This window comes from Streptomyces sp. NPDC028991 (assembly GCF_055564775.1).
The window spans coordinates 100,600-124,342 of the sequence record NZ_JBVHVP010000014.1 but is presented as its reverse complement, the minus strand read 5'-3'; the positions used below and the strand labels follow the sequence as shown (position 1 = coordinate 124,342).

Genomic DNA, 23,743 nt, shown 5'->3' with positions numbered 1-23,743 from the left:
CGTGAGTCGGGCTTTCGGGACGTGAGCCGGTGTGTCAGACGCGGATGACCTGCGGCCCGAGCAGTGAGTAGCGGTGGGCCTCGGCCGTGGGCAGCAGCGTGCTGGTGACGATCGCCTCCAGGGCGCCGACCTCCGCGAACCGGCAGAAGCTGACCGCCCCGAACTTGGTGTGCGTGCCCGCGAAGACGGTGCGGCGGGCGGCGCGGACCGCCTGGGTCTTGACCTCGCTGACCGCCGGGTCGGGGGTGGTGAGCCCGTGTTCGCGGGAGATGCCGTTGGCACCGATGTACGCCAGGTCGATGACGAAGCCGGCCAGCATCTTCGTCGTCCAGTGGTCGACGGTGGCCAGCGTGCCCGAGCGGACCCGCCCGCCGAGCAGCAGGACGGAGGTGTCGCCGGCCTCGGCGAGCGCGCCGGCGACCGGCAGGGACGCGGTGACCACGGTCAGCGGCCGGTCCCTGGGCAGGGCCTCGGCGATGAGCTGGGGGGTGAAGCCCTCGTCGACGAAGACCGTCTCCGCGTCGCCGAGCAGTTCGGCCGCCGCGGCGGCGACCCGGCGCTTCTCGGGCACGTGACTGGTGGCGCGGAAGGCGAGCGTCGTCTCGAACCCGGCGCTCTCCACGGGGTAGGCGCCGCCGTGGGTGCGGCGGACCAGGCCGTGGTCCTCCAGGGCGCGCAGATCCCGTCGTACGGTCTCCTTGGCGACGCCCAGGTCGGCCGCGAGCGCGGTGACGTCGACCGAGCCGGTGGCGCGGGCGACCCGCACGATCTCGTGCCGGCGTTCTTCCGCCGTCCTCGTGCCCATGCCGAACACCTGCCTCACCGCCTCGTCGCCGTGTCCTTGCCCGTTCGGGCTCGTCGGACCCATGGGGGAAGTTCTACAGCGGCCGTGCGGCACTGACCAGGCCTGTTGCGGACCCGATACTGCCCGCTTGTGCCCGTTCCGGCCGACGGGTGCCCGTCGCGGACCTGGCAGGCAGCGGTGCGGGGCGTGCGAACGGGCAGTGCGGATGCCCGCATGCGAAGGCGGGCGGGCCCGTTCGGTGCCCGCCCGCCTCGTGATCGACCGGTTCCGGTCAGTACGGCCAGATCGGGGGGTCGGTCACGAAGTGGCCGCCGAGGCGGGCGTGCGCCGGGTTGTCCGGGTCGAGGTCGCCCTGTTCGGCGATGAGCTTCTCGGCGTACGGCTCGGAGTCGTCCCGGGGTTCGTAACCGAGCGCCCGCGCGGAGGCGAGGTCCCACCACAGGCGGGTGTTGGCGGAGGAGCCGTGGACGACGGTGTGCCCGACGTTCTCGGCGGTCAGGGCGGCGTGGAAGAGGCGGGCGCCGTCGGCCGGGCTCATCCACACCGAGAGCATGCGCACGCTGGTCGGTTCGGGGAAGCAGGAGCCGATGCGGACGGAGACGGTCTCCATGCCGTGCTTGTCCCAGTAGAACTGGGCGAGATCCTCGCCGAAGGACTTGGACAGGCCGTAGAAGGTGTCCGGGCGGCGCGGGGTGTCGATCGGGATGAGGGGGTCGTCGCCCTGGGGGCGCGGGGTGTAGCCGACGGCGTGGTTGGAGGAGGCGAAGACGATGCGCCCGACGCCTTCCTCGCGGGCGGCCTCGTAGAGGTTGTACGTCCCCTCGATGTTGGCCTTCAGGATCTTCTCGAAGGGGGCTTCCAGGGAGATGCCCGCCAGGTGGATGATCGCGTCGACGCCCCGGACCGCCTCGCGCACGGCCGCCCGGTCGGCGAGATCGGCGACGAGGGCGTCCGGCTCCCCGTCGATCGGGCGCAGGTCGAGCAGGCGCAGCGTGTACCCGTGATCGGGAAGCAGGCCCCGCATCAGGGTGCCGAGACCGCCGGCGGCGCCGGTGAGCAGGACGGTGCGGGGAGCGGGCATCCTCGGGACTCCTGGGTCTCCTGAATCGGCAGCCGTGCGTATGGTCGCCTGGCGTTCATATGCGTGGACACCGTAAGGAAGTGATGGTCACCCGTCAAGAGGCGGCCTGCTTGACGGTGTTCGCGAGGCGGCTTAGCGTGGTGCGTTCAGAAATATAGACGCAGATCATGGACATGGAATGGGAACCGCCCGTGACCTCAGCCTCTCTCGCCGCCCGGCTCACCAGCCCCGGCGGCCCGCTGTTCTTTCCCGTCACGGCCTACGGCTCCGGCGGTGACGTGGACCCCGACGTCTACCGCGCGCACGTGCGCCGCGGGGTCGGGGCCGGGGCCGCCGCCGTGTTCGCCTGCTGCGGCACCGGCGAGTTCCACGCACTCACTCCCGAGGAGTTCCAGACCTGCGTCCGGGCGGCCGTCGAGGAGACCGCGGGCCGGGTGCCCGTCCTGGCGGGCGCGGGCTACGGCACCGCCCTCGCCGTGCGCTACGCCCGCCTCGCCGAGGAGGCCGGGGCCGACGGGTTGCTCGCCATGCCGCCGTACCTGGTGGCGGCCGGACAGGAAGGGCTGCTGCGGCACTACCGGGAGGTGGCCGCGGCGACCGCCCTGCCCGTGATCGTCTACCAGCGCGACAACGCCGTGTTCACGCCGGAGAGCGTGGTCGAACTGGCCCGCACGGACGGGATCGTGGGCCTCAAGGACGGGCTCGGCGACCTCGACCTCATGCAGCGGATCATCAGCGCCGTGCGCACCGAGGCGCCCGGCGGCGACTTCCTCTACTTCAACGGGCTGCCGACCGCCGAACAGACCCAGCTCGCCTACCGCGCGCTCGGCGTCACCCTCTACTCGTCCGCCGCGTTCTGCTTCGCCCCCGAGATCGCCCTCGCCTTCCACCGGGCGCTGCGCTCGGGCGACGAGGCCACCGCGCACCGCCTGCTGGACGGCTTCTACCGGCCGTTCGTCGAACTGCGCGCCCAGGGCCCCGGGTACGCCGTCGCCCTGGTCAAGGCGGGCGTACGGCTGCGCGGCCTGGACGTGGGGGAGGTGCGGCCGCCGTTGCAGGAGCCGGCCGAGGACCACGTGAAGCAACTCGCTCAGGTGATCGAGCGGGGTTACGCGCTGCTCGACGACGCGGGCGAGGAGGGTGCCGAGTGAAGGCGTCCGCGTTCGTCTACCCCTGGGACGTCAACGGCGACCCGGACGCGCCCGCGTGCGTCGCGGAGCTCGGTGTCGAACAGGTGACGCTCGCCGCCGCCTACCACTCCACCCGCGCCCTCACCCCCCGCCACCCGCGCCACCGCGTCGTCACCGCCGAGTACGCCGCCGTCCTCTATCCGCCGGACGCCCGCTGGCGGGGGCGGGAGCCGCGCCCGTACGAGGCCGGTGACTGGGCGCCCGGCGACGCCTGGGGCGAGGCCGCCGCCGCCCTCGCGGACGCGGGGCTGGAGGTGCACACCTGGGTCGTCCTCGCCCACAACTCCCGCCTCGGTGCCGAGCATCCGCAGACCTCGGTCGTCAACGCCTACGGCGACCGCTACCCGTGGGCGCCCTGCATCGCCCAGCCCGCCACGCGCGCGTACCTCACCGACCTGGCGGCCGAGGCGGCGGTGCGGCCCGGGGCCCGCGGTACCGAGCTGGAGTCCCTCGGCTGGTACGGGCTCGCCCACCTGCACGCCCACGACAAGACCGGCGGGGTCGGCCTCGGGGACGCCGGGCAGTACCTGATGTCGCTGTGCTTCTGCCCCGTCTGCCGGGCCGGCTACGGCGGACAGGGCCTCGACCCCGGCGAACTGGCCGCCGCCGTGCGCGCCGCGCTGGAGCCGGTCTGGCGGGGAACGGCGCCGTCGGACGGGGGCTGGGCGGGCGTGGCGAAGCTGCTGGGCGAGACGCCGGCGAACGCCACGCGCGCGTGGCGGGACGCGACCGCCCGCACGCTCCAGGAGGCGGTGGTCGCGGCCGTACGCGCCGCCGCGCCCGACGGCTTCCAGGTCCTGCTGCACGCCGACCCCGTCTCGTACCACTGCGGTGCCAACGCCGGTGTCGACCCGGCGCACATCCTGTCCGTCGCGGACGGCGTGGTCGTGCCCTGCACGGGCGGCGCGGGCCCGCTGACGCCCTTCGCCGAGCAGGGCCGCGCCGGGGCGGTCCTCGCCGCCAACCTCACCGTGGTCTCCGGCATGGGCGGCAGTCCGGACACCCTCGCCGGGGACGCGGCACGCGCCCGTGACCTGGGCGCGACGGAACTGCGGCTGTATCACGCCGGGCTGGCGTCGGACGGTGACCTGAAGGCGGTGCGGGCGGGGCTCGCGGGGCGGTGAGGGCGGAGCGGTGGGCGCGGCGGGGCGTGGGTGTCCTGACGGCGTAGTGGCGCGGACGCCGCGCGATCGGGGTGCGCGGTGGGGCGAGAGCGCCTGCGCATGATCCGCCGGACAGGCCCCAGGCGGGTGCGGTGGTCCCCGGGAGCCTCATGCCGGGCCGGTGGCCGACGGCGCCCCGGAGGCGGTGCCACCGGTGTCCGCCGGTCGTCGGGCGGGCGGTGCCACCGGCGCCGGCGGAACGGCCCCCGGAGCGGGCAGCGGTATGCGCAGGCCGGTCACCTCTTCCTCGTATGGGTGGTCCTTGCCGTCATGCCTGGTCATCGTGGGTCCAGGGCGCGGCGGCCGGCATCGGGCAGATGCCTTGGAAACGGGCTCGGGAACCGATGAGTTTCGCGGCCGTGATCGGTCTACCTCCCGACAGAGCCGGCCACGCCCACCACAGGAGCAACCGATGACCCACGAGACCACCACCCTCGACCTCGGACCGCAGACGCGGGTCCTGGCGCGCCTCGTCGAGGGAGTGAGCGACGCGCGGCTGGAGGATCCGACACCGTGCCCGGAGATGGCGGTCCGCAACCTGCTCGGTCATCTGACCGGCCTGGCCACCGCCTTCCGCGACGCCGGGCGCAAGGAACTGGGCGCAACCACCGACACCAGCCCCGAAGCGACCGTGCCGGACGTCGGGCCCGGCTGGCGCGAGGAACTGCCGAAGGTGCTCGGCGAACTCGCCGAGGCATGGCGCGCACCGCAGGCCTGGGCCGGCCTGACCCGGGCAGGTGGTGTCGACCTGCCCGGTGAGATCGCCGGCGCCGTCGCCGCCGACGAACTGGTGATCCACGGCTGGGACCTCGCCCGCGCGACCGGCCAGGAGTACCAGCCCGACCCGGCCGCCCTCGAGGTGTCGTACGGCCTGCTCGCCGCGTCCGCCGAGGAGTCCGAACGGGACGCCGGCATGTTCGGTCCCGTCTTCGCCGTCCCCGCCGACGCCCCACTGCTGGACCGGGCGGTGGGACTGAGCGGACGCGACCCCGGCTGGACGCGGTCCGCGTAGGGGCGGCCGACGAGCGACGACGGCAGGCGGCGACACCAAGCGGCGACACCAACCTCAACTTCCTCTGTCACAGGCATTGACGTGGCCCCGCGCCCCTCTTACCTTCAACGCGTCGTACTCGGTACGTCATATATGAGACGCGATACGCGAGATCGGATATCAGAGATCGGATATCCGAGGTCCGCGCATCCGACGCGAGATTCCGAGAGGCGCGCATGACCTCTGTGCCCACGCCGATCCCCTCCCGCACGCAGTACGTGCTGGAGGAGATCAAACGCCGCATCCTCACCGGCCGGCTGACGCCCGGCCAGGCCCTGGTCGAGACCGACCTCGCCGCACAGTTCGGGGTGTCCAAGACACCGGTGCGCGAGGCGCTCAAGACGCTGGCCGGTACCGGACTGGTCGTGATGAGCCAGTACAAGGGCGTCACCGTGCGCATGGTGGACGCGGACATGGCGCACGAGGTCTACGACGTCCGGCTGCTCCTGGAGCCCGAGGCGCTCAGGCGCGCCGTACGCCGCGGCGCCTCCCTGGACGCCGCCCGGGACGCGCTGACCCGCGCCGACCAGGCCACGGACACCGCCGAACGGTCCCTCGCCAACCGGGAGTTCCACCGCGCCCTGTACGTGCCGTGCGGCAACCCGCTGCTCGGCCGGATGCTCGACGAGGTCCGCGACCAGGCGGCCCTCGTGTCCGCCGTGGCCTGGGCCGCCGACCCCTCCTGGGAGCGGGAGGCCGGCGAGCACCAGGAGATCCTGCGCCTCGCCCTCGCCGGTGACGCGGACGGCGCGGCCCGCGCCCTGCACGCGCACATCGCGTCGTTCGTCGAGCGGGCCTTCCCCGAAGCGGGGACGGCGGCCCAGGAAGAGGACGGTCAGGCATGACAGCGACGTTCGAGACCCAGCGGGCGGCCCTGGCCGACGTGGTGGCGATCCCGGTGACCCCGTTCGCCGGGGACGGCACCGTCGACCCCGCCGTCTACCGGGCCCTGCTGCGTCGTCTCCTCGACGGTGGCATCACGACCCTCACCCCGAACGGCAACACCGGCGAGTTCTACGCCCTGACGCCGGCCGAGCGCCGGCTGGTCACCGAGCTGACCGTCGAGGAGGCCTCAGACCGCGCGGCCGTCCTGGTCGGCGTCGGTCACGACGTGCCGACCGCGGTCGCCTCCGCGCGGCACGCCCGCGACCTCGGCGCCTCGATGGTGATGGTCCACCAGCCCGTCCACCCCTACGTCTCCCAGGGCGGCTGGGTCGACTACCACCGCGCCATCGCCGAGGCCGTGCCCGCGCTGGGCGTCGTGCCCTACATCCGCAACGCCCAGCTCACCGGTGCCCGGCTCGCCGAACTCGCCGACGCCTGCCCCAACGTCATCGGCGTGAAGTACGCCGTCCCGGATGCCGCCAGGTTCGCCGCCTTCGCCCGCGACGCCGGTCTCGACCGCTTCGTGTGGGTCGCGGGGCTGGCCGAGCCGTACGCGCCCTCGTACTTCTCCGCGGGCGCCACCGGCTTCACCTCGGGACTGGTGAACGTCGCCCCGGCCGTCTCGCTGAACATGATCGAAGCGCTTCGATCGGGCGACTACGCGGCGGCGATGAAGGTCTGGGAGCAGATCCGCCGCTTCGAGGAACTGCGCGCCGCCAACGGCTCCGCCAACAACGTCACCGTGGTCAAGGAGGCCCTCGCCTCACTCGGCCTGTGCCGCCGGGAGGTCCGCCCGCCGAGCAAGCCGCTGCCCGAGGACGAGCGCACCGAGGTCGCCGCCATAGCCGCGGGGTGGTCCCTGTGACGGACACGACCGGCCGCAAGCGCCCCGAGGATCTCCGCAGCCACCAGTGGTACGGCACGGAGGGCCTGCGCTCCTTCAGCCACCGCGCCCGCACCCGCCAGCTCGGCTACCTGCCCGAGGAGCATCTCGGCAAGCCCGTCATCGCGATCCTCAACACCTGGTCCGACATCAACCCCTGCCACGTCCACCTGCGCGACCGCGCCCAGGCGGTCAAACGCGGGGTGTGGCAGGCGGGCGGCTTCCCGCTGGAGTTCCCGGTCTCCACGCTCAGCGAGACCTTCCAGAAGCCGACCCCGATGCTCTACCGCAACCTCCTCGCGATGGAGACCGAGGAACTGCTGCGCTCCTACCCGGTCGACGGCGCCGTCCTGATGGGCGGCTGCGACAAGTCGACCCCCGCCCTCCTCATGGGCGCCGCCAGCGTCGACCTGCCCGCCGTCTTCGTGCCCGCCGGACCCATGCTCCCCGGACACTGGCGCGGGGAGACCCTCGGCTCCGGCACCGACATGTGGAAGTACTGGGACGACAAGCGGGCCGGACTCATCGGCGACTGCGAGATGCAGGAACTGGAGAGCGGCCTGGCCCGCTCGCCCGGCCACTGCATGACGATGGGCACGGCGTCCACGCTGACCGCCGCCGCCGAGGCCCTCGGCGTCACGGTCCCGGGCGCGTCCAGCATCCCGGCCGTCGACTCCGGACACGACCGGATGGCGGCGGCGGCCGGCCTGCGCATCGTCGAGCTGGTCCACCGGGACCGCAAGCTGAGCGACATCCTGACGGCCGACGCCTTCGAGGACGCCGTCACCACGGTCCTCGGCCTCGGCGGCTCCACCAACGCCGTGATCCACCTGATCGCCATGGCGGGGCGCGCGGGCGTCGCCCTCACCCTGGACGACTTCGACCGCGTCGCCCGGACGGTCCCGGTGCTGGCCAACGTCCGGCCCGGCGGACAGACGTACCTGATGGAGGACTTCCACTTCGCCGGCGGCCTGCCCGGCTTCCTCTCCCGCATCCCCGACCTGCTCCACCTGGACCGGCCGACGGTGTCGCACGACACGATGCGCGAACAGCTCGCCGGCGCCCTCGTCCACCACGACGACGTCATCCGCACCCGGGACAACCCCGTCGCGGCCGAGGGCGGGGTCGCCGTCCTGCGCGGCAACCTCTGCCCCGACGGCGCCGTCATCAAGCACATCGCCGCCGAGCCGCACCTGCTCGAGCACACCGGCCCCGCGGTCGTCTTCGACGACTACCGGACCATGCAGCGCACCATCAACGACCCCTCCCTGGGCATCACGGCGGACAGCGTGCTGGTGCTGCGCAACGCCGGGCCCAAGGGCGGACCGGGCATGCCCGAGTACGGCATGCTGCCCATCCCCGACCACCTGCTCAAGCAGGGCGTGCGCGACATGGTCCGGATCTCCGACGCCCGGATGAGCGGCACGAGTTACGGCACGTGCGTGCTGCACGTGGCTCCCGAGTCCTACGTCGGCGGGCCCCTCGCCCTGGTGCGCACCGGCGACTCGATCACCCTCGACGTCGCGGCGCGCTCCCTCCGGCTCAACGTGGACGACGAGGAGCTCGAGCGTCGCGGGGCCGCCTGGACTCCGCCGCCCGCGCGCTACGAGCGGGGCTACGGCGCGCTCTACAACGAACAGATCACCCAGGCCGACACCGGCTGCGACTTCGAATTCCTGGCCCGCCCGGGCGAGGTGCGGGACCCGTACGCCGGCTGAACCCCGTACGACACGGACCTCCGCACGCCCCTGCATGCCGAGAAAGCGCTTCCTGTACGACCCACGCACGACCCGCGCACGACCCACGCACGACGTACCAGAACGGAGAACTGTCATGGCCCAAGCCGCAGCCGTGGCGAAACCGCCCGCGCCACCCCGGCGGCGCCGTGCCTCGGCCACGCCGCGCAGGCTCCCGTACCTGCTGATCGCACCGGCCGCCCTGCTGATGCTGGGCTTCATCGCCTACCCGGTCGTCAGCGTCTTCTACTACAGCCTGCAGGAGTACAACCCCACCAAGCCGTGGCGGAACGGCTACGCGGGCTTCGACAACTTCGTCAAGATCTTCACCGACGACCCGGTCTTCTGGGACACCCTCGTCTTCAGCGCCAAGTGGGTCTTCGTCGAGGTCGGGCTGCAACTGCTCTTCGGTCTGGCACTGGCTCTCATCGTCAACCAGACCTTCGTGGGCCGGGGCATCGGGCGCGCCCTGGTCTTCTCCCCGTGGGCCGTCTCCGGCGTGCTGACCTCCGCGATCTGGGTGCTGCTCTACAACTCCCAGACCGGCATCACCCGCTACCTCGCCGACATGGGCATCGGCGACTACGGCACGAGCTGGCTGTCGGACACCTCGACCGTGTTCTCCGCGGCGGTCGTCGCCGACCTGTGGCGAGGCGTCCCGTTCTTCGCGATCCTCATCCTCGCCGACCTCCAGTCCGTCTCGAAGGACCTGTACGAGGCCGCCGAGGTCGACGGGGCGAGCCGGTTCAAGCAGTTCTGGCACATCACGCTGCCGCACCTGAAGGACGCCATCATCCTGTCCACGCTGCTGCGCGCGGTGTGGGAGTTCAACAACGTCGACCTGCTCTACACCCTGACCGGCGGCGGACCGGCCGGAGTGACCACGACACTGCCGCTGTACATCGCCAACACCAGCGTCGACGCCCACGACTTCGGCTACGCGTCGGCCCTCACCACGGTCGCGTTCGTGATCCTGCTCTTCTGCTCGATCGTCTATCTGCGGCTGAGCAAGTTCGGAGGCGAGAACAAGTGATCACCAAGGAGGCCACCGCGCCCGCCCCCGCGCCCGCGCCGGCCGGCCACGAACCGCCGCGGCAGGCCAAGAAGCACCGCCCCGCCTGGGACGAGGTCCCCCGCTGGCAGATCTATCTGCCGCTCGGCGTCTACCTGGTCTTCACCCTGATCCCGTTCTACTGGATCCTGCTCTTCGCGCTGCGCCCGGCCGGCTCGACCTCGCTCGTGCCCTGGCCGATGACCTTCGACCACTTCGAGAAGGTGTGGACCGACCGCGCCTTCGGCACCTTCTTCGAGAACAGCGTGTACGTCGGCCTCGCGACCCTGGTGATGACCACGCTCGTCGCCCTGGCCGGCGGATACGCTCTCGCCCGGTTCGACTTCAAGGTCAAGCGGGCCTTCATGCTCGCCCTGCTCTGCTCCCAGTTCGTGCCCGGCGCGCTGCTGCTGGTCCCGCTCTTCGAGATCTTCGCCGAGCTCCAGATGATCAACTCGCTGGGCAGTGTCATCATCGCCGAGACGGTCTTCCAGCTGCCCCTGTCGATGATCCTGATCAGCAACTTCATCAAGAACGTGCCGTACTCCCTGGAGGAGGCCGCCTGGGTGGACGGCTGCGGCCGGATGCGGGCCTTCCTGGTCGTCGTCCTCCCGCTGCTGCGGCCGGGCCTCATCGCCGTCGGCTCCTTCGCCTTCGTGCACTCCTGGAACCACTTCCTGTTCGCCCTGATGTTCCTCAACAACCAGGACAAGCAGACCATCCCGGTCGGCCTCAACACACTGATGAGCGCGGACAGCGTCGACCTCGGCGCGCTCGCCGCCGGCGGCATCATCGCGGCCGTGCCCGTGGTGCTGGTCTTCGCCTTCATCCAGAAGTGGCTGATCACCGGCTTCAGCGCGGGGGCGGTGAAGGGATGAGCCGGGTTCCCGTCGTCCTCGCCGGCGCCCGCGGCCACGGCCGCTGGCACGTCGCCAACATCCGCCGCCTGGAGCGGGCGGGACTCGTCCGGCTGGCCGGCATCTGCGAACTCACACCGCTGACCGAGGAGGAGGCCGGCGGGGAACTCCCCGAGCAGTCCGCCGACTTCGGCGCCCTGCTCGACTCCACCGGCGCCCGGATCGCCGTGATCTGCACGCCGATCCCCACCCACACCGACCTCGCCCTGACCGCCGCCCGCAAAGGCGTGCACCTGCTGCTGGAGAAGCCCCCGGCCCCCTCGTACGCCGAGTTCCGCCGCATGGCCGACGGGGTCGCCGAGGCCGGCGTCGCCTGCCAGGTCGGGTTCCAGTCGCTGGGCTCGCACGCCGTGCCGGCCATCCGCGAGCTGATCGCCGAGGGCGCGGTGGGCGAGGTGGTGGGCATCGGCGGGGCCGGCGCGTGGGTCCGCGACGAGGCCTACTTCCGCCGGGCGCCCTGGTCGGGCCGGCGGCGGCTGGAGGGCGCCGACGTGATCGACGGCGCGCTGACCAACCCCCTCGCGCACGCCGTCGCCACCGCCCTCGCGCTCGGCGGCAGCGCCCGCGCCGAGGACGTCACCGGTATCGAGACCGAACTCGGCCATGCCAACGACATCGAGTCCGACGACACCTCCTGCGTCCGGATCACCACCGCGCGCGGCCATCGCGTCACCGTCGCCGCCACTCTGTGCGCCGAGCGGGCCGACGAGCCGTACGTCCTGGTGCACGGCGGCAGCGGACGCATCACCTTCTGGTACAAGCAGGACCGCGTCCTGCTCCAGCGCGGCGGCCACGGCCCCGAGGAGTACCACCACGGCCGCACCGACCTGCTGGAGAATCTGGTCGAACACCTCACCACCGGCGCCGCCCTGCTGGTCCCGCCGGACGAGACGGGCGCCTTCATGCGGGTCGTGGAGGCGATCCGGCGGGCCCCGGACCCGGAGCCGCTGCCGGAGGCCGCCTGGCACCGCGTGCCCGGTGAGAACCGCCGCGTGGTCCCCGGCATCGACGGCCTCGTGGCCGCCGCCGCCGACACCCTCTCCCTCTACTCCGAACTGGGCGCCCCCTGGGCGCCGCGCACCGAGCGCCCGCGATACGAGGTGAGCACCCGATGACCGGCAGCGACTCCCCGGTACTGCGCGTGGCGGGCCGCCCCGTGGGCCGGTACGTCACCCGCCCCGAACTGCCCACCCGCCTCTCCCCGCGCCCCTACCTGCACCCCGTCACCACCCTGGCCGGCACGGCCGTGACCGAGTCCGGTCCTGCCGACCACCTCCATCACCTCGGCGTCGGTGTCGCCGTTCCCGACGTCGAGGGGCACAACTTCTGGGGCGGGCGCACCTATGTGCGCGACCAGGGGCCGGCCGAGCTGGACAACCACGGCTCGCAGCGGCACGTCGCCTTCCAGCTCCGCGACCCCGACGGCTTCGTCGAGGAACTGCGCTGGGTCGCCGCCGGCGGTGAACTGCTGCGCGAGCGCCGCACGGTCGCGGCCACCGGACTGACCGCCACCGCCTGGGCGCTGGACTTCACCTTCTCCCTCACCAACGTCACCCCGGACCCGCTCACCATCGGCAGCCCCGCCACCAACGGGCGCCCCGGCGCGGCCTACGGCGGCTTCTTCTGGCGCGCCCGCAAGGAGAGCGCGGCCCCCAGGGCCTTCACCGCCGACCGTGCGGGCGAGCGGACGGTCCACGGCACCCGCGCCGACTGGCTCGCCCTGGCCGGCGACACCTGGACGCTCGTGTTCGCCGGGGCCACGGACCGGACCCGGCGCGACCCGTGGTTCGTCCGCACCGAGGAGTACCCGGGCGTGGGCTCCTCGCTGGCCCACGACGAACGGCTTGCTCTGGCCCCCGGCGACACCGTGGTCCGCCGGATCGTCACCGTCGTCGCCGACGGCCGGCTCGACGCCGACGGCGCCGCCACCCTCGTACGAAAGGCGGTGGGCCCGTGACCCCCGAGAACGCGGAGACGTACACCAACCCCGTCCTGAACGCCGACTGGTCCGACCCGGACGTCGTCCGCGTCGGCGACGACTTCTACCTCACCGCCTCCAGCTTCGGCCGCGTCCCCGGCCTGCCGCTCCTGCACTCCCGCGACCTGCTCAACTGGAGTCTGGTCGGGCACGCCCTGCCCCGCCTGGAACCGGCGGCGGCGTTCGCGACGCCCCGCCACGACTGCGGCGTCTGGGCCCCGTCGCTGCGCCACCACGCGGGCCGCTTCTGGATCTTCTGGGGCGACCCCGACCACGGGATCTTCCAGGTCAACGCCCCCGAGATCCGCGGCCCGTGGACCGCGCCCCACCTGGTGAAGCCGGGCAAGGGCCTGATCGACGCCTGCCCCCTGTGGGACGACGAGACCGGCGAGGCCTACCTGGTGCACGCCTGGGCCAGGTCCCGCTCCGGGATCAAGAACCGCCTCACCGGCCACCGCATGCGCCCCGACGGCACCGGACTCCTCGACGAGGGCAAGGTGATCGTCGACGCCGACCGCCTCCCCGGCTGGTTCACCCTGGAGGGCCCCAAGCTCTACAGGCACGACGGCTGGTTCTGGATCCTGGCACCCGCCGGGGGAGTGGAGACCGGCTGGCAGGGCGCCTTCCGCTCCCGCGGCTTCTTCGGCCCGTACGAGGAGAAGGTCGTCCTGGAGCAGAAGGACACCGACGTCAACGGCCCGCACCAGGGCGGCTGGGTGCGCACGGCGGCCGGCGAGGACTGGTTCCTGCACTTCCAGCAGCGTGCGGCCTACGGGCGAGTGGTCCACCTCCAGCCGATGCGGTGGGGCGCGGACGGCTGGCCGGTGCCGGGCCGCGACGGCGCCCCGGTCACCGAGCACCAGCGTCCCGCCCTGCCGCCGCAGCCGCCCGCCGCGCCGGCGACCGACGACGACTTCCCCGGCGGTCGGTTCGGCCGCCAGTGGTCGTGGACGGCCAACCCCCGGGACGGCTGGGCCCCCCAGCACTCCGGGGACGGGCTGCGGCTCGCCTGCGTCCGCTCGGCCGACGCGCACGACCTGCGCAGGCTGCCGAACGTGCTCACCCAGCGGCTGCCCGGCGACCCGGCGGTGATCGAGGTGGAGCTGCGCCTGGACGGCGCGGAGCCGGGCGCGCGGGCCGGTCTCGCGGTGCTCGGCGACGCCTACCGCTGGATCGGGCTCGAGCGGGGTGCGGACGGGGCCGTGCACCTGGTGCACCGGTTCGCCGAGCCGGTCGCTCAGGCCGAGCGGGACGCCGACCACCCCCGTCCCGCACCCGGGGGACGGGTACGGCTGCGGATCGAGGCCGGGCCCGGGGCACGCTGCCGCTTCTCCTACGACCTCGGCGACGGGCCGCGCCCCACCGGTCAGGTGTTCGCCGCCACCCCGTGGCGCTGGGTCGGCGCCCTGATCGGCCTGTTCGCGCTTGCGCCCGCCGGTCAGGGACACGCCGGCACGGCCACCTTCACGCGGTTCCGGATCGGATCCCGCTAACCCACCTCACCCGTACGCCTGTTGGGAGCCGCAATGACGCACCTCCGTAGCAAGCGATTGCCGGGAACCGGCAGAACCCTGGCCGCCGTCCTCGCACTGGTCGCCGCCCTGGCCCTCGGGACGGCCGGGGAGACGCACGCCGCCCCGGCCCGTGAGGCGGGCTCACCCCGCCTCACCGACAGGGCGCACGGCTTCGCCTCCCTCGCCGGCGGCACCACCGGCGGCGCGGGCGGGAAGGCCGTCACCGTCACCGACCAGGCCGCGCTGGCGAAGTACGCGGCGGCGAAGGAGCCGTACGTCATCCGGGTGGCGGGCTCGATCACCGTCGCGCCCTTCGGCTCGGACATCGTGGTCGGCTCCGACAAGACGATCGTCGGCGTCGGCGACACCGGCGAGATCGTCCACGGCGAGCTCCACCTGAACCCCGGCACGCACAACGTGATCATCCGCAACCTCACGATCCGCGACAGCTACGTGGAGGGCGACTGGGACGGCAAGACCACCGACTTCGACGCGATCCAGATGGACTCCGTCCACCACGTCTGGATCGACCACAACCGCCTCACCCGCATGGGCGACGGACTGCTCGACATCCGCAAGGACAGCGAGTACGTCACCGTCTCCTACAACCGCTTCGAGAACCACAACAAGGCGCTCGGCATCGGCTGGACGGACAACGTCCGTACCCAGATCACCATCGACCACAACTGGTTCACCGGAACCAAGCAGCGCAACCCGTCCGCCGACAACTGCGCCTACGCGCACCTGTACAACAACTACCTGTCCGCCCAGGTGGCCGACGGCGACCCACTGTGGACGTACGGGAACTGGGCGCGCGGCGCGACCCGCATGGTCATCGAGAACAGCTACTACGACGGGGTCCAGCACCCCTACCAGGCCGACGCCACCGCCGAACTGGTGCAGCGCGGATCGGTCCTGAAGGGCACGGCCGGACGGCACGACGCGTGGGGCGACGCCTTCGAACCGCGCGACTTCTACGACTACCGGCTCGACCCGGCGGCCGCCGTTCCCGCCCTGGTCAAGCGCTTCTCCGGGCCGCAGAAGCAGCTCGGTGCCCACTGACACCCCCACACTCCGTTCACCGCTTTGTTGGATCCAGAAGAAGAGAGCCGACCAATGAAGATCAGCAATCGCAGCAGCAGCAGCAGAAGGACAGGCGGGCGCCGGACATCCGCCGTCGTCGCCCTGGGGGCCGTGCTCGCGCTGACCGCCACCGCCTGCGGTGACGACGGCAGCGGGGCGGGCGGCGACAAGGGTGCCGAGGGCAGCGGTACGGGCAAGATCGTCTTCTGGGACAACAACGGCGGTATCCGCACGGCCGTCTGGAAGGAGATCATCGCCGACTTCGAGAAGGCGAACCCGGACATCGACGTGGAGTACGTCGGGATCGCCGCCACCGAGTACCAGTCCAAGGTCGACACCGCCATCCAGGGCGGCGGCCTGCCGGACGTCGGCGGTGTCGGCGCGGCGATGCTCGCCGGGTTCTCGGCCCAGAACGCCCTCGAGCCGCTGGACGACCGCCTCGCCAAGTCCTCCCTGAGCGGCAAGCTCAACAAGGACATGGTCGATTCCCTGAAGGCGGCCGGCGGCGGTGACGGCACGCTGTACTCGGTGCCGACCTCCGCGAACAACGGCGTCCTGTACTACCGCACCGACCTGTTCGAGAAGGCCGGGCTGGACGCGCCCACCACGTGGGACAAGTTCTACGAGGCCGCCGAGAAGCTGACCGACGAGGACAAGAACGAGTTCGGCTACACCATCCGCGGCGGCTCCGGCTCCATCGCCCAGGCGCTCGACGCGATGTACGGGCAGTCCGGCATCACCTCGTTCTGGGACGCCGGCAAGAAGAAGACGACCGTCAACGACCCGAAGAACGTCGAGGCGCTGGAGAAGTACGCGGACCTCTACAAGAAGGTCACGCCGGCCGCCGACGTCAACAACGACTTCGCCAAGATGGTCGCCCAGTGGGACTCCGGCACCATCGGCATGCTGAACCACAACCTGGGTTCCTACCAGGACCACGTGAAGGCGCTCGGCGTCGAGAAGTTCCGCGGCATCCCGCAGCCGGTCGGTGCCTCCGGCAAGCGGGTGCAGGTGTCCAACCCGGTCGACGGGCTCGGCGTGTTCAAGAGCTCCGAGAACAAGGAGGCCGCCTGGAAGTTCATCGAGTTCGCCACCTCACCCGAGCAGAACTCGAAGTTCAACCAGTCCGCAGGGCAGGTGCCGTCGAACACCGAGGCCGCGAAGGACGCGTGGATCCAGAAGGCGGAGCCCACGAAGCTGGCGGCTGAGGCGCTGAACGACGGCTCCACCACCATCGTTCAGCTGCCGTACTACCTGCCGGACTGGAACACGCTGTCCAAGTCGGAGAGCGAGCCGGCGTTCCAGAAGGTGCTGCTGGGCGAGATGGGCGCGAAGGACTTCCTGGACGGTCTGGCCGAGAAGCTGAACGAGGCGCAGGCCGAGTGGACCGAGCAGATGGGTTAGCCGTTCCGTTGTTCCGGTTTCGCCGTGGGGCGGTCCGCGGTCCGCGGGCTGCGGGCCGCCCCCGGTGACCGCCCACCCCTTCCTCGAAAGGCACCCAGCGTGGTTCTCAGCCGAAGACGAGTCACTGCGGCAGCCGTCGCCGCCATCCCCCTGGCGCTCGCCGCCACCGGCACCGCCCAAGCCGGCGGGCGCCGCCCCCGCACCCTCTACATCGCCGGTGATTCCACCGCCGCGCAGAAGTACGCCGACGCCGCGCCCGAGACCGGGTGGGGGATGGCGTTGCCCTTCTTCCTCCGCAAGGACCTCGGTGTCGCCAACCACGCCGTGAACGGGCGGAGTTCCAAGAGCTTCGTGGACGAGGGGCGACTCGACGCCCTCCTCGGTGAGATCCGCCCCGGCGACCTCCTCCTCGTCCAGTTCGCGCACAACGACGAGAAGGCCGCGGACCCCACCCGTTACACCGAGCCCTGGACGACGTACCAGGAGCACCTGCGGCTGTACGTCGACGGTGCGCGGGCCCGTGGGGCGCGCCCGGTGCTGGCCACGCCCGTCGAGCGGCGGCGGTTCGACGCGGCGGGCGACGCGGTGCCGAGCCACGGGGAGTACCCGGCGGCGATGCGGGCGCTGGCGCGGCAGGAGGGCGTGCCGCTGCTCGACACCCAGGCGCTGTCCCTCGCGCTGTGGCAGCGGCTCGGTGCCGAGGGGACCAAGGCGTACTTCAACTGGACCGCCACCGAGCAGGACAACACCCACTTCAACCCGCCCGGCGCGATCGCGGTCGCCCGGCTCGTCGCGCGGGAGCTGCTGCGCACGCGGGTGCTGGCGCACCGGGACGTGCGCCGGCTGGACGAGGAGATTCCCGAGTCCTGGATCGGCTGGCCGGCGCCGGCCAGCGCGTGAACACACCCCGACCCCCTCGAGCAAGGGAGAGCCGCACCATGAGCACTCAAGGATGGCATGGGCATGCCATAAAGAGGGCCGGCGCGCTGGCCGGCTGCACCGCCCTCGTACTGAGCCTGACCGCCGCCACCGCGCAGGCCCGCCCGGGCCACCACCACCCCCGCGACACCGCCCGGCAGACCCTGCCGGCGAACGACGGCTGGGCCTCCCACGGCACCGGCACCACCGGCGGGGCCGCCGCCGACGCGGAGCACGTGTACACCGTCTCCACCTGGGCCGAGTTCAAGGCCGCCCTCACCGCCGGCGGCAGCGCGCCGCGGATCATCAAGGTGCAGGGCACCATCGACGCCGTGTCCGAGGGCTGCGAGGCCTTCGCCGCGCCCGGCTACGACTTCGACGCCTACCTGGAGAAGTACTCCCCGCAGAGCTGGGGCCTGGAGACCGATCTGAGCGACGAGCCCGACGACAGCCCGGAGGGGCTGCGCCGCGCCTCCGCCGACCGGCAGAACCAGGCCGTCAAGGTGAACGTCCCCTCCGACACCACGATCATCGGCGTCGGGCGGAACGCCGGTATCAAGGGCGCCAGCCTCCAGATCAAGGGCGTCGACAACGTCATCGTCCGCAACCTGACCCTCGAGAGCCCCGTCGACTGCTTCCCCGAGTGGGACCCCACCGACGGCGCCAAGGGCAACTGGAACTCCGAGTACGACAGCGCCGTCGTGTACGGGTCGACGCACGTGTGGCTCGACCACAACACCTTCACCGACGGCGCGCACCCCGACAGCGCGACACCGACCTACTTCGGCATGCTCTACCAGCAGCACGACGGGCAGCTCGACATCGTGCGCGGCGCCGACTACGTCACCGCCTCCTGGAACGTCTTCACCGAGCACGACAAGACGATCCTGATCGGCAACAGCGACAGCGAGTCCACCGCCGCCGGCGACCGCGGGCACCTGAAGACGACCTTCCACCACAACCTCTTCAAGGACCTCGTCGAGCGCGCGCCCCGGGTGCGGTTCGGGCAGGTCGACGTCTACAACAACCACTTCGTGGCAGGCGAGGACTACGCCTACAGCTTCGGCGTCGGCAAGGAGTCCCAGCTCGTCGCCGAGCACAACGCCTTCACCCTGCCGGACGGCGTCAGCCCCGCGAAGGTGCTGAAGCGGTGGAACGACTCACCGCTCACCGCCGCCCACAACCGCGTCAACGGCCGCGCCGCCGACCTGATCGCCGCGCACAACGCGGCGAACCCGGACACGCCCCTCCGGTCCGGCGCGGGCTGGACACCCACCCTGCGCACCAAGGTCCTCCCGGCCTGGGCGGTCCCCTTCGTCGTCGATCACGGCGCGGGCGCCGGCCGCCTGCGCTGACGCCCCGCGAACCGAGGGCCGGGGCGCCCGCACCGCCCCGGCCCTCCCGCCGCCCCCGAGCTCCGAAGGAGCACCCGCATGCACCCACACCGCCCTGCCCTGTCCCGCAGAGGCTTCCTCCTGACGACCGCCGGCGCCGGCGCCGCCCTCGGCCTCGCGGCCGGTCCCGCCGTCGCCGGCGGCCGACCGCGTCCGCGTCCGTTCGGCCGATACGGCTCGCCGGCCCGCCGCCGCACCCCGAAGACCCTGTACGTCGACCCGTACGGCCGCGGCGACTTCACCTCCGTCCAGGCCGCCGTCAACGCCGCCGATGGCCCCGGCTGGACGCTCGTCCTGGCGCCCGGCACCTACCGCGAGACGGTCTCCGTAGACGCCGACCACACCGAGGCGACCTGGATCGGCGCCTGTGCGGACCCGCGCGACGTCGTCATCGTCTACGACAACGCGGCGGGCACCCCCAAGCCGGACGGCTCCGGCAACCACGGCACCAGCGGCTCGGCCACCACCACTGTGCGGGCCGACGGTTTCACCGCCCACCGGATCACCTTCGCCAACGACTGGCTGCGCGCCGACCACCCCGGCTTCAGCGGCACCCAGGCCGTCGCGATCAAGGTCCAGGGCGACCGCTCCGCGTTCCACCACTGCCGCTTCCTCGGCCACCAGGACACCCTCTACGCCGACTCCCGCGACCGCGGTCTCTTCGCCCGCCAGTACTACGGCCACTGCTACGTCGAGGGCGACGTCGACTTCGTCTTCGGCCGGGCGACGGCCGTGTACGAGCACTGCCATTTCCGCACCCTGCTCCGCACCGACCTGTCCGGCGCCCCCCACGGCTTCGTGTTCGCGCCGTCCACGGTCGGCGAGAACCCGCGCGGCTATCTCGTCACGCGCGGCCGCGTCAGCAGTGAGGCACCCGACGGCTACTACAAGCTGGCCCGCCCCTGGGTGCCCAGCTCCGACACCACCGCCCGCCCGATGCTGACCGTGCGTGAGACCCACCTCGGCGCGGGCATCGACGCGGCCGCGCCCTACGCCGACATGCGGGACGCCCACCCCTGGCAGGAGCAGCGGTTCCGGGAGTACCGCAACACCGGCCCTGGCGCCGCGATCACCGTTCCCGAGAACCGGCCCCAGCTCACCCGCGCCGAGGCCGCGTCGCACACCCGGGAGGCGTACCTGGGCGGCTGGCGGCCGTATGACCGCCGGCGGTGACCTGCCGGACGCCCCGTCTGTCAGCCCGTTCGGTGCGCTGCCCGCCTTCCACCAGGCGCTGGAGGACGAACTGACCTTCCCGCTCGCCTGGGGCAACTCGCCGGCCCGGGACTTCGGGGCGTGGCGGCGCACGGCCCGCGCGACCGTCGAGGAGCACCTCCTCGTCGACCGGCAGGACGGCACGCCGTACGCCCCGGAGTTCGCCGCCCGCTCGGACGGGGACGGATACACGCGGGAGCTGGTCACCCTCTCCCTCACCCGCTACGGACGGGTTCGCGGCGCCCTGCTCACCCCGCGGGGCGCCGGTCCCTTCCCGGCCGTGCTGCTCCTGCACGACCACGGCTCCCGCTTCGTCATCGGCAAGGAGAAGGCGGTCCGGCCCTGGTACGACGGCACCCGGCTCGCCGCCGCCGAGGAGTGGGCGGACCGGCACTTCGACGGGCGCTTCCTCGGTGACGAACTGGCCCGGCGCGGGTACGTGGTGTTCTGCGCGGACGCCCTGGGCTGGGGCGACCGCGAACCGCTCGTCTACGAGCGGCAACAGGCCCTCGCCAGCAACCTCTTCCATCTCGGCAGCTCGCTCGCCGGGCTGCTGGCCCGTGAGGACCAACGCGCCGCCGGCTTCCTGGCCGGACTCGACCGCGTGGACGCCCGGCGGATCGCGGCCGTCGGCTTCTCCATGGGCGGCTACCGCGCCTGGCAGACCGCCGCCCTCAGCGACGACGTCGCCGCCGCCGTGAGCGTGTGCTGGATGACCGGTCTGAAGGAGATGCTGGTGCCCGGCGGCAACACCCTGCGCGGGCAGTCGGCGTTCCACATGCTCCACCCCGGCCTCGCCCGGCACCTCGACATCCCCGACGTGGCGAGCATCGCCGCGCCCAGGCCGATGCTGTTCCTCGGCGGTGCGCAGGACCCCCTGTTCACCGCCGAGGGCGTGCGCACCGCCTATGACAGGCTGCGCGCCGTCTGGCACTCCCAGGGCGCCGCCGACCGGCTCCGTACGGAGACCTGGCCGGGCGTCGGACACGCCTTCCCACGGCGCATGCAGGACGAGGCCTTCGCGTGGCTGGAGTCGGTCACCGCCGTACCGGCTCGACCGACTCCAGGGTCGGCACCACCGGCTTGATCGTGCCGTCCGCCGCGAAGCGCAGCCGGTCGACCGTGGTCTCCCGGTGCGTGCCGTCCCCGCCCGGCCTGCCGGGCCCGTTCAGCGCGAAGCGGTGGTAGACGATGTACCAGTCGTCGGTGCCGGGCGTGTTGACCACGGAGTGGTGACCGGTGCCGAGGATGCCGTACTCCGGGCGCTTGGACAGGATCGTGCCGCGCTTGGTCCACGGTCCGAGCGGGGTCGGGCCGGTGGCGTAGGCCACGTGGTAGTTCTCGCTGCGGGTGTCGTCCTCGGACCACATGAAGTAGTACGTGCCGTCGCGCTCCACGACGAAGGCCCCCTCGCGGAAGTTCTCCGGGGTGATGTCCTTCACCCGGGAGGCGTCGAAGGACACCATGTCGTCGTTGAGCGGGACGACGTAGCCGCGCCCGTTGCCCCAGTACAGGTACGACGTCCCGTCGTCGTCCGTGAAGACGGACGGGTCGATCATCTGCCCGCCGAACCGCCCTTTGGCCACCAGCGGTTCGCCCAGCGCGTCCCGGAACGGGCCGGCCGGCGAGTCGGCCACCGCGACGCCGATCTGCTGTTCGGCGCAGAAGTAGAAGTAGTACTTGCCGTCCCGCTCGGCGATCGCCGGGGCCCAGGCGTTCTTGCCGGCCCAGGCCACGTCCGGTCCCAGGTCGAGGATGACGCCGTGGTCCTTCCAGTGGACCAGGTCCTTCGACGAGAAGGCCTTGAACCGCGTACCGCTCCAGCCGGGGAAGCCGTCCGTCGTCGGGTAGATCCAGTACCGGCCGTCCATGTACCGGACGTCCGGGTCCGCGTACAGGCCGGGCAGCACCGGGCTGCGGGTGGGCACCGCCTCGACCGTCCAGGTGCGCTTCGTGCCGTCCGCGGCCGTCACCGTGTACGTCCGCGGTTTGCGGAAGTCGCGGCGGGTGCCGGACCTCGGGCTGACCGTCGCGCCCTCGCCGGCCCACAGCTTCGGGGCGAGGTGGCGCAGGTTCGCGCGGGGCTCCATCGGCAGGACGACCCTGCTCGTCTCCTCGCTGACGACCGCGTACCCCTTCTGCCCGCGTGCCGTGGCGTCCACGACCGACGCGGGGCTTGCCGGGTAGGCGCCCAGCAGCCGGTCGTACTCCGCCTGCGTCACCGGGATCACCGTGCCGTGCCGCGGGCTCGCGGGCAGCTGGTAGTCGGCCGACGGCGTCCACTCGCCCGAGTCGAGGTCGGTGGTCTCGAAGGGGAGGTAGCCCCGGCCGCCGTACTCGTCGACGAACAGGTACCACTTCTCCTCGGTGTTGGACTTGAACACCGTCGGTCCCTCCCCGCGGTCCATCGCGCCGCGGCCGATGCAGTCCGAGACGAAGTCGTACGAGGTGTCGGTCAGGGACGCCGACTTCTCGCCGGTGATGAACTTCGAGCAGGGCGAGCCGGAGGACGGGTCGCGCTCGTCCTTGGTGTAGCGGTAGTACGTGTCGTCGTGCTCGACGACCGTCGAGTCGATGACCGAGTAGCCCGGGTCGTTCCAGACCTTCGGCTCGCTGAAGGTGCGGAAGTCCTCGGTGGTCGCGTACAGCATCCTGTTGTACGTCGAACCGGTGTGGTCCGGGTCGTCGTCGGCGTAGAGCTTGGACGCCCAGAAGACCACGTACGCGTCGAGCTCGTCGTCCCAGTAGGCCTCCGGTGCCCAGGTGTTGCCCGCGTTGTCCGGGGCCACCTTCGCCAGGCGCCGGTCGGTCCAGTGGACCAGGTCGGTGGACTCCCACACCATGATCGACTTGCTGCCGTGCCGCTGGACCTCGTCCCAGCTGCCGCTGCTGTTCCGGTACATCCGCAGGTCGGTGGCGATCATGTAGAACTTGTCGCCCTCGGGCGAGCGGATCACGAACGGGTCGCGCAGCCCCCTCTCGCCGGTCGTGGAGGTCAGCACCGGCCGGCCGGCGTTCAGCTCGCGCCAGTGCAGGGCGTCGTTGCCGCGGCTGAGGGCGTACCGGATCTGTTCACCGTCGGCGGTGCCCTCGCCGGTGAAGTAGGCGAAGAGGTATCCCGCGTACTTCGGGGACTCGGCGGAGGTCGCGGGCGGTGCTCCCGGGTGTGCGGTGCCCGGTGGGGCGGCGAGCAGGGCGAGGAGGAGAGCGAGGAAGGGGACCAGAAGCGTGCGGCGGGCGGTGTGGCGGCGCATGACACTTCCTGTGGGAGTCTGAGGGATTCTGTTGGGTGGCGTGCCCTCGGAGTGTCACCAGTGGGAGTCGGGGCGTCAACGGGACGGCAGGGGCCGAAAGTTTCGGGCCGGTCCGTCGCCCGAGAAGAGGAACGCCCCCGCCGGTCGTCACCGGCGGGGGCGTTCGAAGGGCCGGCCGAGTGGGGACTCGGACGGCGCCCACCGGCCCGGGGGGCGGACCGGTG

The 23,743-nt window shown here is 72.1% G+C and carries 20 protein-coding genes and 1 pseudogene; 17 read left to right on the top strand and 4 right to left on the bottom strand.

Translation table 11 applies throughout. From position 1 onward, the window contains the following. Positions 1-34 precede the first annotated feature (34 nt). Positions 35-805 (bottom strand): DeoR/GlpR family DNA-binding transcription regulator, encoded by a 771-nt coding sequence (locus tag ACZ4V1_RS25300; RefSeq protein ID WP_468340015.1) that lies wholly within the window; start codon positions 803-805, stop codon positions 35-37. A 271-nt stretch (positions 806-1,076) separates the two neighbouring features. Further along, the gene (locus ACZ4V1_RS25295; protein WP_468339882.1) at positions 1,077-1,886 is read right to left on the bottom strand and encodes an NAD-dependent epimerase/dehydratase family protein; all 810 of its coding nucleotides are present in this window, start codon (positions 1,884-1,886) and stop codon (positions 1,077-1,079) included. A 191-nt stretch (positions 1,887-2,077) separates the two neighbouring features. Between ACZ4V1_RS25295 and ACZ4V1_RS25290 the strand changes: the two genes are divergently transcribed. Together ACZ4V1_RS25290 and ACZ4V1_RS25285 are read left to right on the top strand one after the other, a co-directional pair. Further along, positions 2,078-3,037 carry a 5-dehydro-4-deoxyglucarate dehydratase gene (locus tag ACZ4V1_RS25290; RefSeq protein WP_468339880.1) on the top strand — a complete coding sequence of 320 codons (960 nt, stop codon included), beginning with the start codon at positions 2,078-2,080 and terminating at the stop codon, positions 3,035-3,037. Beyond that, complete coding sequence (locus tag ACZ4V1_RS25285; RefSeq protein WP_468339878.1) at positions 3,034-4,200, top strand: hypothetical protein; 1,167 nt, start codon at positions 3,034-3,036, stop codon at positions 4,198-4,200. The genes ACZ4V1_RS25290 and ACZ4V1_RS25285 overlap by 4 nt, the downstream gene beginning before the upstream one ends. A gap of 147 nt (positions 4,201-4,347) precedes the next feature. Here the strand turns inward: ACZ4V1_RS25285 and ACZ4V1_RS25280 are convergent, their stop codons facing one another. Further along, complete coding sequence (locus tag ACZ4V1_RS25280; RefSeq protein ID WP_468339876.1) at positions 4,348-4,521, bottom strand: hypothetical protein; 174 nt, start codon at positions 4,519-4,521, stop codon at positions 4,348-4,350. Positions 4,522-4,651: 130 nt separating this feature from the next. Between ACZ4V1_RS25280 and ACZ4V1_RS25275 the strand changes: the two genes are divergently transcribed. The 15 genes and pseudogenes from ACZ4V1_RS25275 to ACZ4V1_RS25205 all read left to right on the top strand — a co-directional run bounded on the left by ACZ4V1_RS25275 (position 4,652) and on the right by ACZ4V1_RS25205 (position 21,352). Continuing rightward, on the top strand, positions 4,652-5,251 hold the full coding sequence (locus ACZ4V1_RS25275; RefSeq protein ID WP_468339874.1) for a TIGR03086 family metal-binding protein: 600 nt from the start codon (positions 4,652-4,654) through the stop codon (positions 5,249-5,251). 215 nt (positions 5,252-5,466) lie between these two features. Next, complete coding sequence (locus tag ACZ4V1_RS25270; protein WP_468339873.1) at positions 5,467-6,135, top strand: GntR family transcriptional regulator; 669 nt, start codon at positions 5,467-5,469, stop codon at positions 6,133-6,135. After that, the gene (locus tag ACZ4V1_RS25265) at positions 6,132-7,040 is read left to right on the top strand and encodes a dihydrodipicolinate synthase family protein (RefSeq protein WP_468339872.1); all 909 of its coding nucleotides are present in this window, start codon (positions 6,132-6,134) and stop codon (positions 7,038-7,040) included. The genes ACZ4V1_RS25270 and ACZ4V1_RS25265 overlap by 4 nt, the downstream gene beginning before the upstream one ends. Next, positions 7,037-8,776, top strand: coding sequence for an L-arabinonate dehydratase (gene araD / locus ACZ4V1_RS25260; RefSeq protein WP_468339871.1), 1,740 nt, complete (start codon positions 7,037-7,039; stop codon positions 8,774-8,776). Before ACZ4V1_RS25265 ends, araD begins: the two co-directional genes overlap by 4 nt. 115 nt (positions 8,777-8,891) lie before the next feature. Next, complete coding sequence (locus ACZ4V1_RS25255; protein WP_468339870.1) at positions 8,892-9,827, top strand: carbohydrate ABC transporter permease; 936 nt, start codon at positions 8,892-8,894, stop codon at positions 9,825-9,827. Next, positions 9,824-10,723: a carbohydrate ABC transporter permease gene (locus ACZ4V1_RS25250; RefSeq protein ID WP_468339869.1), complete on the top strand. Its 900-nt coding sequence runs from the start codon at positions 9,824-9,826 to the stop codon at positions 10,721-10,723. The genes ACZ4V1_RS25255 and ACZ4V1_RS25250 overlap by 4 nt, the downstream gene beginning before the upstream one ends. Further along, the gene (locus ACZ4V1_RS25245; RefSeq protein ID WP_468339867.1) at positions 10,720-11,877 is read left to right on the top strand and encodes a Gfo/Idh/MocA family protein; all 1,158 of its coding nucleotides are present in this window, start codon (positions 10,720-10,722) and stop codon (positions 11,875-11,877) included. The genes ACZ4V1_RS25250 and ACZ4V1_RS25245 overlap by 4 nt, the downstream gene beginning before the upstream one ends. Next, complete coding sequence (locus ACZ4V1_RS25240) at positions 11,874-12,719, top strand: DUF6807 domain-containing protein (protein WP_468339865.1); 846 nt, start codon at positions 11,874-11,876, stop codon at positions 12,717-12,719. The genes ACZ4V1_RS25245 and ACZ4V1_RS25240 overlap by 4 nt, the downstream gene beginning before the upstream one ends. After that, entirely contained in the window at positions 12,716-14,233 is a 1,518-nt protein-coding gene (locus ACZ4V1_RS25235; RefSeq protein ID WP_468339863.1) for a glycoside hydrolase family 43 protein, read from the top strand. Before ACZ4V1_RS25240 ends, ACZ4V1_RS25235 begins: the two co-directional genes overlap by 4 nt. 33 nt (positions 14,234-14,266) lie before the next feature. Continuing rightward, positions 14,267-15,307: pseudogene (locus tag ACZ4V1_RS25230) on the top strand (pectate lyase family protein); the annotation flags it as partial. A 63-nt stretch (positions 15,308-15,370) separates the two neighbouring features. Continuing rightward, positions 15,371-16,741, top strand: coding sequence for an ABC transporter substrate-binding protein (locus ACZ4V1_RS25225; RefSeq protein ID WP_468339861.1), 1,371 nt, complete (start codon positions 15,371-15,373; stop codon positions 16,739-16,741). A 99-nt stretch (positions 16,742-16,840) separates the two neighbouring features. Continuing rightward, complete coding sequence (locus tag ACZ4V1_RS25220) at positions 16,841-17,641, top strand: rhamnogalacturonan acetylesterase (protein ID WP_468339859.1); 801 nt, start codon at positions 16,841-16,843, stop codon at positions 17,639-17,641. Positions 17,642-17,679: 38 nt separating this feature from the next. After that, positions 17,680-19,014, top strand: coding sequence for a pectate lyase family protein (locus ACZ4V1_RS25215; RefSeq protein ID WP_468339857.1), 1,335 nt, complete (start codon positions 17,680-17,682; stop codon positions 19,012-19,014). 78 nt (positions 19,015-19,092) lie between these two features. Continuing rightward, complete coding sequence (locus ACZ4V1_RS25210; protein WP_468339855.1) at positions 19,093-20,226, top strand: pectinesterase family protein; 1,134 nt, start codon at positions 19,093-19,095, stop codon at positions 20,224-20,226. Then, positions 20,210-21,352 (top strand): dienelactone hydrolase family protein, encoded by a 1,143-nt coding sequence (locus ACZ4V1_RS25205; RefSeq protein WP_468339853.1) that lies wholly within the window; start codon positions 20,210-20,212, stop codon positions 21,350-21,352. Before ACZ4V1_RS25210 ends, ACZ4V1_RS25205 begins: the two co-directional genes overlap by 17 nt. On the opposite strand, the gene ACZ4V1_RS25200 is transcribed toward ACZ4V1_RS25205, so the two are convergent. Further along, positions 21,303-23,519 carry a glycoside hydrolase family 43 protein gene (locus ACZ4V1_RS25200; RefSeq protein ID WP_468339851.1) on the bottom strand — a complete coding sequence of 739 codons (2,217 nt, stop codon included), beginning with the start codon at positions 23,517-23,519 and terminating at the stop codon, positions 21,303-21,305. The genes ACZ4V1_RS25205 and ACZ4V1_RS25200 overlap by 50 nt on opposite strands. Between the last annotated feature and the right edge of the window lie 224 nt (positions 23,520-23,743).